This window comes from Streptomyces botrytidirepellens (genome assembly GCF_003721215.1).
GTDB lineage: Bacteria > Actinomycetota > Actinomycetes > Streptomycetales > Streptomycetaceae > Streptomyces > Streptomyces himastatinicus.
Genome location: NZ_RIBZ01000719.1, coordinates 1 through 7,874, shown reverse-complemented (window position 1 = coordinate 7,874; position 7,874 = coordinate 1). Strand labels below are relative to the sequence as shown.

8 protein-coding genes are annotated in these 7,874 nt (G+C 73.2%); 7 read left to right on the top strand and 1 reads right to left on the bottom strand.

Features of this window, described 5'->3' with window-relative positions; genetic code table 11:
* A partial coding sequence (locus tag EEJ42_RS36890) for a family 20 glycosylhydrolase (RefSeq protein ID WP_123106547.1) occupies positions 1-1,882 on the top strand: 1,882 nt, incomplete at its 5' end.
* Here EEJ42_RS36890 and EEJ42_RS36885 read toward each other — a convergent pair.
* The gene (locus EEJ42_RS36885) at positions 1,879-2,079 is read right to left on the bottom strand and encodes a hypothetical protein (RefSeq protein WP_184503452.1); all 201 of its coding nucleotides are present in this window, start codon (positions 2,077-2,079) and stop codon (positions 1,879-1,881) included. The genes EEJ42_RS36890 and EEJ42_RS36885 overlap by 4 nt on opposite strands.
* Positions 2,080-2,278: 199 nt before the next feature.
* Between EEJ42_RS36885 and EEJ42_RS54000 the strand changes: the two genes are divergently transcribed.
* The 6 genes from EEJ42_RS54000 to EEJ42_RS36845 all read left to right on the top strand — a co-directional run bounded on the left by EEJ42_RS54000 (position 2,279) and on the right by EEJ42_RS36845 (position 7,670).
* On the top strand, positions 2,279-2,503 hold the full coding sequence (locus EEJ42_RS54000; RefSeq protein WP_281291588.1) for an acyl-CoA dehydrogenase family protein: 225 nt from the start codon (positions 2,279-2,281) through the stop codon (positions 2,501-2,503).
* 97 nt (positions 2,504-2,600) lie between these two features.
* Positions 2,601-3,266 carry an RraA family protein gene (locus tag EEJ42_RS36870; protein WP_221179468.1) on the top strand — a complete coding sequence of 222 codons (666 nt, stop codon included), beginning with the start codon at positions 2,601-2,603 and terminating at the stop codon, positions 3,264-3,266.
* Entirely contained in the window at positions 3,266-3,916 is a 651-nt protein-coding gene (locus EEJ42_RS36865) for an RraA family protein (RefSeq protein ID WP_123106543.1), read from the top strand. Before EEJ42_RS36870 ends, EEJ42_RS36865 begins: the two co-directional genes overlap by 1 nt.
* Entirely contained in the window at positions 3,913-4,530 is a 618-nt protein-coding gene (locus EEJ42_RS36860) for an RraA family protein (RefSeq protein WP_123106542.1), read from the top strand. Before EEJ42_RS36865 ends, EEJ42_RS36860 begins: the two co-directional genes overlap by 4 nt.
* Complete coding sequence (locus EEJ42_RS52040) at positions 4,527-6,245, top strand: alpha/beta fold hydrolase (protein WP_221179467.1); 1,719 nt, start codon at positions 4,527-4,529, stop codon at positions 6,243-6,245. The genes EEJ42_RS36860 and EEJ42_RS52040 overlap by 4 nt, the downstream gene beginning before the upstream one ends.
* Before the next feature lie 54 nt (positions 6,246-6,299).
* Positions 6,300-7,670, top strand: a complete 1,371-nt coding sequence (locus EEJ42_RS36845; protein ID WP_123106541.1) for a Gfo/Idh/MocA family protein — start codon at positions 6,300-6,302, stop codon at positions 7,668-7,670.
* The last annotated feature ends 204 nt before the right edge of the window (positions 7,671-7,874 follow it).

Sequence of the window (7,874 nt, the reverse complement as noted above, 5' to 3'; positions counted from 1 at the left end):
CGTCGGGCGCGCGGCGGCCGCTCCCGGTGTGATCCCGGCGCCGGTGCGGTGGACCGGGCAGGAGGGCACGCTGCGGCTGGCGGCCACGGCGGCGGTGGTCGCGCGGACGCCGGAGCTGCGCGGTGACGCGTCGACGTTCGCCGACGACGTGGCCGACGCGACGGGCTTGCGGCTGCCCGTGGTGACCGGCGGGGCCGGCACGGCGGGCGATGTGGTGCTGGGCGTGGACGCGTCCCGTAAGGATCTGGGCACCGAGGGGTACGAACTGGTCGTCGGCGACACCGTACGGATCACCGGGGCCACCGCCGCCGGGGCGTTCCTGGGAACCCGGACCGCGCTCCAGATGCTCGGCGACGGGCGCGAGCTGCCGCACGGCAGCACGGTCGACGTGCCGCGGTACGCCGAGCGCGGGGTGGGGGTGTGCGCCTGCTACATCCACGTCTCGCTGGACTGGTTCGAGCGGCTGATGCGCGAGATGGCGTACCTGAAGCTGAACCAGCTGTGGATCGAGGCGAAGGTGGCCGGCGACAACTACCCGAAGACGAAGTTCTGGGGGTACTACACCAAGGACGAGGTGCGGCGGCTGTCGGCGATGGCCCGGAAGTACCACATCACGCTCGTCCCCGAGATCAACTCCCCCGGGCACATCGACCCGTATCTCCAGAACCACCCCGAACTCCAGCTCACGGACACGAAGGGGACGCGGTCGCCGTCGCGGCTGGACATCACCCGGCCCGAGGCGTTCGCCTTCTACACCGGGCTGCTGGACGAGGCGCTGACCGTGTGGGACACCCCGTACTGGCACATGGGCGCGGACGAATACATGCTGGGCTCCGACTACGCCGCGTATCCGCAGATCGCGGCGTACGCCAAGGCCAAGTACGGTGCCCGGGCGACCCCGCAGGACGCGTTCGTGGACTTCGTCAACCGGGTCGACGACCATGTGCGCGCCGCCGGGCGGACCCTGCGGATCTGGAACGACGGGCTGACCGGCGACAACACCATCCCTGTCAACAAGGACATCCGGGTCGAGCACTGGACCGCCGAACCCGAGCAGCCGCCCTCGGCCCTGCTCGCGCAGGGCCATCAGGTGATGAACTCCGCCTACGCGCTCTACCTCATCCGCGGCGGCTCCCCCATGAAGACGCGGGAGCTGTACGAGAGCGACTGGACGCCGCTGCGTTTCGAGGGCGAGACGCTGAGCGGCCCCCAGCCGGGCATCACCGGGGCGAAGATCACCATGTGGCCGGACTCGGCGGCGGCCCAGACCGAGAACGAGGTCGAGACGGAGGCGTATCTGCCGCTGCGCTTCCTCGCCCAGGCCACCTGGGGCGGCCCGAAACCGGCCGCCACGTACGACGGGTTCAGCACGCTCGCCCGGAACATCGGCCACGCGCCCGGTTGGCAGAACGTGGTGCGGCTGCCGGTGGCGGACGGTACGTACGCCCTGACGCTGCCCGGCTCCGCCACCCGACTGACCACCACGGGTGGCGGCGAGGGCGCCACCGCGCGGTTCGGTGAGGACGGCGGCGCGGCGTGGCGGCTGTCGGCCACCGCGGACGGCTACTACACGCTGCGCGCCGTGCGCGGGGGCACCGCCACCGCCTACTGCCTGGACATGGTGAAGGGGGCCCGCTACCTCGGCGCCCCGCTGGAAGCCGGCGCCACGGTCACCACGCAGACGTGCTCGGCCACGGCCCGCACCCAGCGGTGGCAGCTGACCGGCACCGGGACGCGGGTGCGGCTGGTCAACGCCATCTCCCAGCTCGGCCTCGCGCAGCGCGCCGCCGACGGGGTCGCGGTGCAGCAGCCGCCGGACCAGCAGGCGGCGGCCGAGCTGCGCCCGGTGGCCGTGACCGCGGCGCCGCGGGGCGGACGTTAGCCGCGGGCCAGGGCCAGGATCCGCCGGTCGTGGGCGACGTCGGGGGTCGGGGCGTCGGTGCCCCGTACCGCGGTGGCGACCCCGTCGAGCGGCGGACCGCAGCCCGCGGCGGCCGAGGCAAGGACCAGCCGGGAGCGCGCGTACGCCAGGGCCGCGTGGTCGTCGGGGGCGACGCCGAGCTGACCCGCGAGCTCCACGTTGCCGAAGGCCGCGCGGACGGCACCGGGCGTGGCGCACAGCTCGGTGGCCCGCTCCGGGCGGTGGCGATGCGGTCGGTGTCCCGGCTCATGCGAACGTCACCTCCGCCGGGCGGCCGGGCCTGGATCACCAACTCCCGCCGCTCCCGGCTGATCGCCCTGCTCTGCAAGACCGACCCCGACCCCGGCCGACGCGCTCCTGGGCGGCGTTCGAGGACGCGCCGCCCGCCTCCATGTCCACGCGCCGCCAACCCCCGTGGATGCGGACGGCGTTGAGCGCGATCTCCATGGCGGTCTCGTCGCACTCGGTGGTGTGGAGCGCGACTTCCGCGACGCACCGCTCATGATCGTCGGTGAGGGCACCAACGAGATCCAGCGGAATGTGATCGCGAGCCGGCTCGTGAAGCGCGGCGGGCCGGAATGACCGCCACCGGACGCGCGGCTCGGCGAGTCGCCGCGCATATCGTCGGCATACGTATCAGGACCTTCACACTATGGAGTGTGGTTGGTGGACTGGCCGGGTGAACGACGACATGACTCTCCTCGCCGCTTACGGCGCCCTGGACAGCGCCGCGGTCAGCGACGCGCTCGACGGGCTGGACCTGCCTCCCGGACTCGGCGGCATCGGGCCGGTCTGGGGCAACCGCAAAGTGGTGGGATTCGCCGCACCGGTCGAACTCGCCCCGGGCGCCCCGGGCACGTCCGGGGCCCACATCGCCACCTCGGCCGTGGACGCGGGCGGCCCGGACGACGTCTTGGTGATCGCGGCCGGCGGCCGGACGGACGTCTCCTGCTGGGGCGGCCTGCTGAGCCTGGGCGCCTCCCTGCGCGGGGTGCGCGGCGTGGTGGCCGATGGGGCGTGCCGCGATGTCGGCGAGGCCCGCGAGGCGGGCTTCCCGGTGTACGCCCGGGCCACCACCCCCGTGACCGCGCGGGGCCGCCTGCACCAGGTGTCCTCCGGCGGGCCGGTCCGGGTCGGCCCGGCCACGGTGGCGCAGGGGGACATCGTCCTCGCCGACGAGACCGGCGTGGCCTTCGTGCCCCGCGCCCGGGGCCATGAGGTCCTGCGGGACGCCCGGGCGCTGGCCCGGCGCGAGCGTGCCATCGCCGAGGAACTGCGCGGCGGAGCATCCCTGTCGGACGCCATGCGTGACGCCCGGCTCGCCGGAACGGAGGAGCAGCGCTGATGGACACACCGACCCAGCGGGCCGCGGCCCTGCCGACCGCCGCGCTGTCCGACGCGCTGGACGCCCTGGGGCTGCCCGGCTCCGTCCTCGGCGTGGCGCCCCTGTCCCCCACGGCCCGGCTGACGGGTCCCGCCTTCACCGTCCGCTACGAACCGGCCGACGCCGACAAGGGCAGCGTCGGTGACTTCCTGGACGATGTGCCTCCGGGCGCGGTCGTGGTCATCGACAACGCCGGGCGCACGGACTGCACCGTGTGGGGCGGGATCATGACGCAGACCGCGGCGGTCCGCGGTGTCGCGGGCACCGTGATCCACGGGGCCTGCCGCGACGTGTCCACCTCGGTCGAGGCGGACTATCCGCTGTTCAGCAGCGGCCGGTTCATGCGCACCGGCAAGGACCGGGTGCGGCTCGCCGCGGTGGGTGCGGAGCTGTCCCTGGGCGGTGTTCCGGTGGTCCCGGACGACCTGGTGCGCGGCGACGCCGATGGCGTGGTGGTCGTACCCGCCGCCAGGCTGCCCGAGGTCGTCGAGCTGGCGACACGGATCGAGCGCACCGAGGCCGACATCGTCGCCGCGGTACGGGCGGGGCACAGCCTGCGCCGGGCCCGTGCCTCCTTCGGCTACCACCTGCTCCAGCGGAGCGGCCGATGACGGGCCTCGCCACCGGCGGACACTCCACCGCCACGCTGTACGAGGCGTCCGCCGCCGACTGCGCCTGCGCGCCGGGGCTGCGCCCGGTCTGGCCCGGCGCCCGGCTGGCCGGGCCCGCCTACACCGTGCGGGGTGTGGGCGGTGACAACCTCGCGCTGCACCACGCGGTCGCCGCCGCCCCGCCCGGCCATGTCCTCGTCGCCGATCTCCAGGGCGCGGTCCACGGCCACTGGGGCGAGGTGCTGGCCGTGGCCGCGCAGGTGCGCGGGCTGCTGGGGCTGGTGGTCGACGGCGGGATCCGCGACACCGCCGAACTCGCGGGGCTGGGCTTTCCCGTCTTCGCCTCGTCGGTCGCGGTGTTCCGCACCACCAAGGACCACCCCGGTGAGCTCGGGGCACCCCTGGTGCTGCGCGGGGTGCCGGTCGCCACCGGCGACCTGGTCGTCGCCGACGCCGACGGCGTCGTATGCCTGCCCCGCGAGGTCGCGCCCTCGGTCGTGGCCCGCGCCGACGAGCGGGTGGCGAAGGAGCGGGACATCCTCGGTCGGCTCCGTGACGGGTGCTCCACCCTCGACCTCTACGGCCTCTCCACGAGACGGCAGACGGCTCGATGATCGAGGTCCGCCAAGCGCGCTACTTCATCGCGGTCGCCGAGGAACTGCACTTCGGCCGGGCCGCCGAGCGCCTCCAGATGTCCCAGCCGCCGCTGAGCCAGGCCATCCGGCACCTCGAGCGACAGCTCGGCGCCCAGCTGCTGGAGCGCTCCAGCCGTTCCGTGGCCCTGACGGAGCCCGGCGCCGTCTTTCTCCAGCACTGCTACGCGCTGACCGCGGCGGCCGAGCGTGCGCAGGTGGCCGCGGCGCAGGCGCAGGCCGGATACCTGGGCACCCTGACCATCGGCGCGGTCACCTCGGCCTTCTCGGAGGCGCTGCCCGCCATCTTCGGCAGTCTCCGCGCCGAGCGGCCGCGCATCGAGCTGCGGGTGCGGGAGCTGGACACCACCGAGGGTGTGCAGGGCCTTCTCGACGGACGTCTGGACATCGCCGTGATCCGCCACACCGGCAACGACGAGCGGCTGCGCTCGGATCCGCTGCGCCGCGACCGGCTGGTGGCCGCCCTCCCGGAGGGACATCCGCTCGCCGACGGGGACAGCGTGGACCTCGCCGCCCTGGCGGACCAGCCGTGGGTGTGGATCCCGCGGGCCATCTCGCCGAGGTACCACGACGAACTCGTGGCGGTCTGCCGTCAGGCCGGTTTCGACCCCGAGCCCCGGCACCGGGCGAACTCCATCCACTCGCAGCTGGCCATGGTCGGCTGCGGTCTGGGGGTCGGCCTCGTGCCGCACACCTCGTCCCAGCCGCCGGTGCCCGGCGTGGTCTGCCGTCCGCTGCGGGAGCCCGCCCATCTCGTCGAGCTGGCCGTGGTCCGGCGTGCGGCGGACCCCAGCCCGCTGGTGACGGCACGCGTTGCCCGCAGAGTGAGGAAGGGAGAAGAGAAACACACCATGCACCCCAGCAATGGCTTCGCCTGGTCACGTCAGGAGCTGACCGTCGACGGTGTGGCACTCGACGTCGCGACCGCGCACCGCGGCGGGGCGCACGCCCCGATCCTGTTCCTGCACGGCTTCGGCTCGACCAAGGAGGACTACACCGACATCGCGAACCACGCCGCCTTCGACGGGCACCCGGTCGTGGCCTACGACGCCCCCGGCTGCGGCGACACCGTCTGCGGGGATCCGACGGCCGTCTCGATCCCGTTTCTGGTGGACACCGCGGTGGCCGTGCTCGACCGGCTCGGCATCGAACGGTTCCACCTCGTCGGGCATTCGATGGGCGGTCTCACGGCCCTGATGCTGGCCGCCCGCCACCCCGACCGGGTGCTCAGCTTCGTCGACATCGAGGGCAACGTCGCGCCCGAGGACTGCTTCCTGAGCCGGCAGATCGTCTCCCACCCGGCCGCGGACGGCGCGACCTTCCTCAAGGGCTTCATCGAACGGAATCGGCGCTCGCCCGCCTACGCGGCCCCGCTGTTCGCGTCGAGCCTGCCCCACAAGGTCCGCGCCGACGCGATCCGCGGGATCTTCGAGTCGATGGTCGAGCTGAGCGACCACGGAGACCTCATGACCACGTTCCTGGGTCTGCCGTGTCCCAGGATGTTCATGTACGGCGACCAGAACGCGTCGCTGTCCTATCTGCCGCGGCTGGCCGCGGCGGGCGTCGAACTCGCCGAGATCCCGCAGTGCGGACACTTCCCCATGTATTCCAACCCGCCGGTCATGTGGGCCCGCATCGCCGGCTTCCAGGGGAAGGTGCCGGACCCGTGGTGGTGAGCCCGGGATCGGCCTATCCTGCGCACGCGTTGATCGACTTCCTATGGAGGACGCATGACCGTCGGCAACACTCCCTCCCGGGCCGTGGTGGTGGGCACCGGATCCCGTGCGCAGATGTTCACCACGGCGCTGGCCCGCCGCCCCGGGCTGCGAGTCGCCGCGCTGTGCGACCCGAACCCGGTGCGCATCGCCCACCACCAGCGGCTGCTGAAGGAGGCCGGTGAGCCGGAGGCGGCCGCCTGGAGCCCGGAGGACTTCGAGCGCCGACTGCGTGCCGACGACATCCAGGAAGTGGTCGTGACCTGCGTGGACGCGCTGCACGACGCCTACATCGTGCCCGCGCTGCGGGCCGGTTGCCGGGTGGTCACCGAGAAGCCGATGACCACCGACGCCACCAAGTGCCGCCACATCCTCCGCACCGTCGAGGAGACCGGCAACCATCTGGCGGTGGCCTTCAACTACCGCTTCAACCCGGTCCACGAGGAAGTTCACCGGCAGCTGTCCTCGGGCGCCATCGGCGAGGTGCTGTCGGTGCACTTCGAGTGGCTGCTGGACACCCGGCACGGCGCGGACTACTTCCGCCGCTGGCACCGCGAGAAGCAGCACAGCGGCGGGCTCATGGTGCACAAGTCCAGCCACCACTTCGACCTGGTCAACTGGTGGCTGGGGGCCAGGCCGCAGGAGGTCTTCGGCTACGGCAGGCTCGGCTTCTACGGCCGCGAGGCGGGCGAGCGCAGCGGTTACCGCCGCGAGTACGAGCGGGCCCACGGCGCGTCCGCCGCGCAGGACGACCCGTTCGCGCTGGAGCTCGCCGACAACGACGCGCTGCGCGCGCTGTACCTCGACGCCGAGGGGGCGGACGGCTACCACCGGGACCGCAACGTGTTCGGCGACGGCATCACCATCGAGGACGACATGTCGCTGCTGGTGCGCTACGACACCGGCGCCACCATGACGTACCACCTGACCGCGTACTCCCCGTGGGAGGGCTACCGCGTGATGTTCAACGGCACCCGCGGCCGGCTGGAGCTGGAGGTGGAGGAGAGCCGGTGGCAGCCGCCCGTGCTGGGTACCACCTCCGGCCGGGGCACGATCCACGGCGACGAGGCGCTCGCCAACGCGGGCGGTCCGCGGGTGGTGCTGCGCCCGCTGTGGGAGCCGCCGCGGGAGGTGGAGCTGCCCGCGTTCGACCACGCGGGACACGGTGGCGGGGACGAGCGCATGCTGACGGCGCTGTACGGACCCCTGAACCCCCTCGACCGCGCGGCGGACACCGGGACGCCCGCCACCGCGGACGCCTCCGACGCGTCGAAGCAGCGCGCCACCGAGGAGGACGGGGCGCTGGCCCTGGTCACCGGTCTGGCCGCGAATGAATCGTTTGTCTCCGGGAAACCCGTGGGCACGGCGGATGTGGTGCCGGTATGAGCACACGGCTGGACGGCCGGGTGGCGCGCTGACCCGCGCGAGGAGCCGCCGCGGCGCCTCGGGGTCCCCGAGCGGGAGACCCCGAGGCGTCGGCGGCGGCCCATCACAGCGACCGGCAGGTGCTAGGCAGTGTCTCGCCGATCATCGGCTCGTTGGATGGTCATGAGGGATGTGCCTGAGATCTCCGATGCCGCGTGGGCGGTG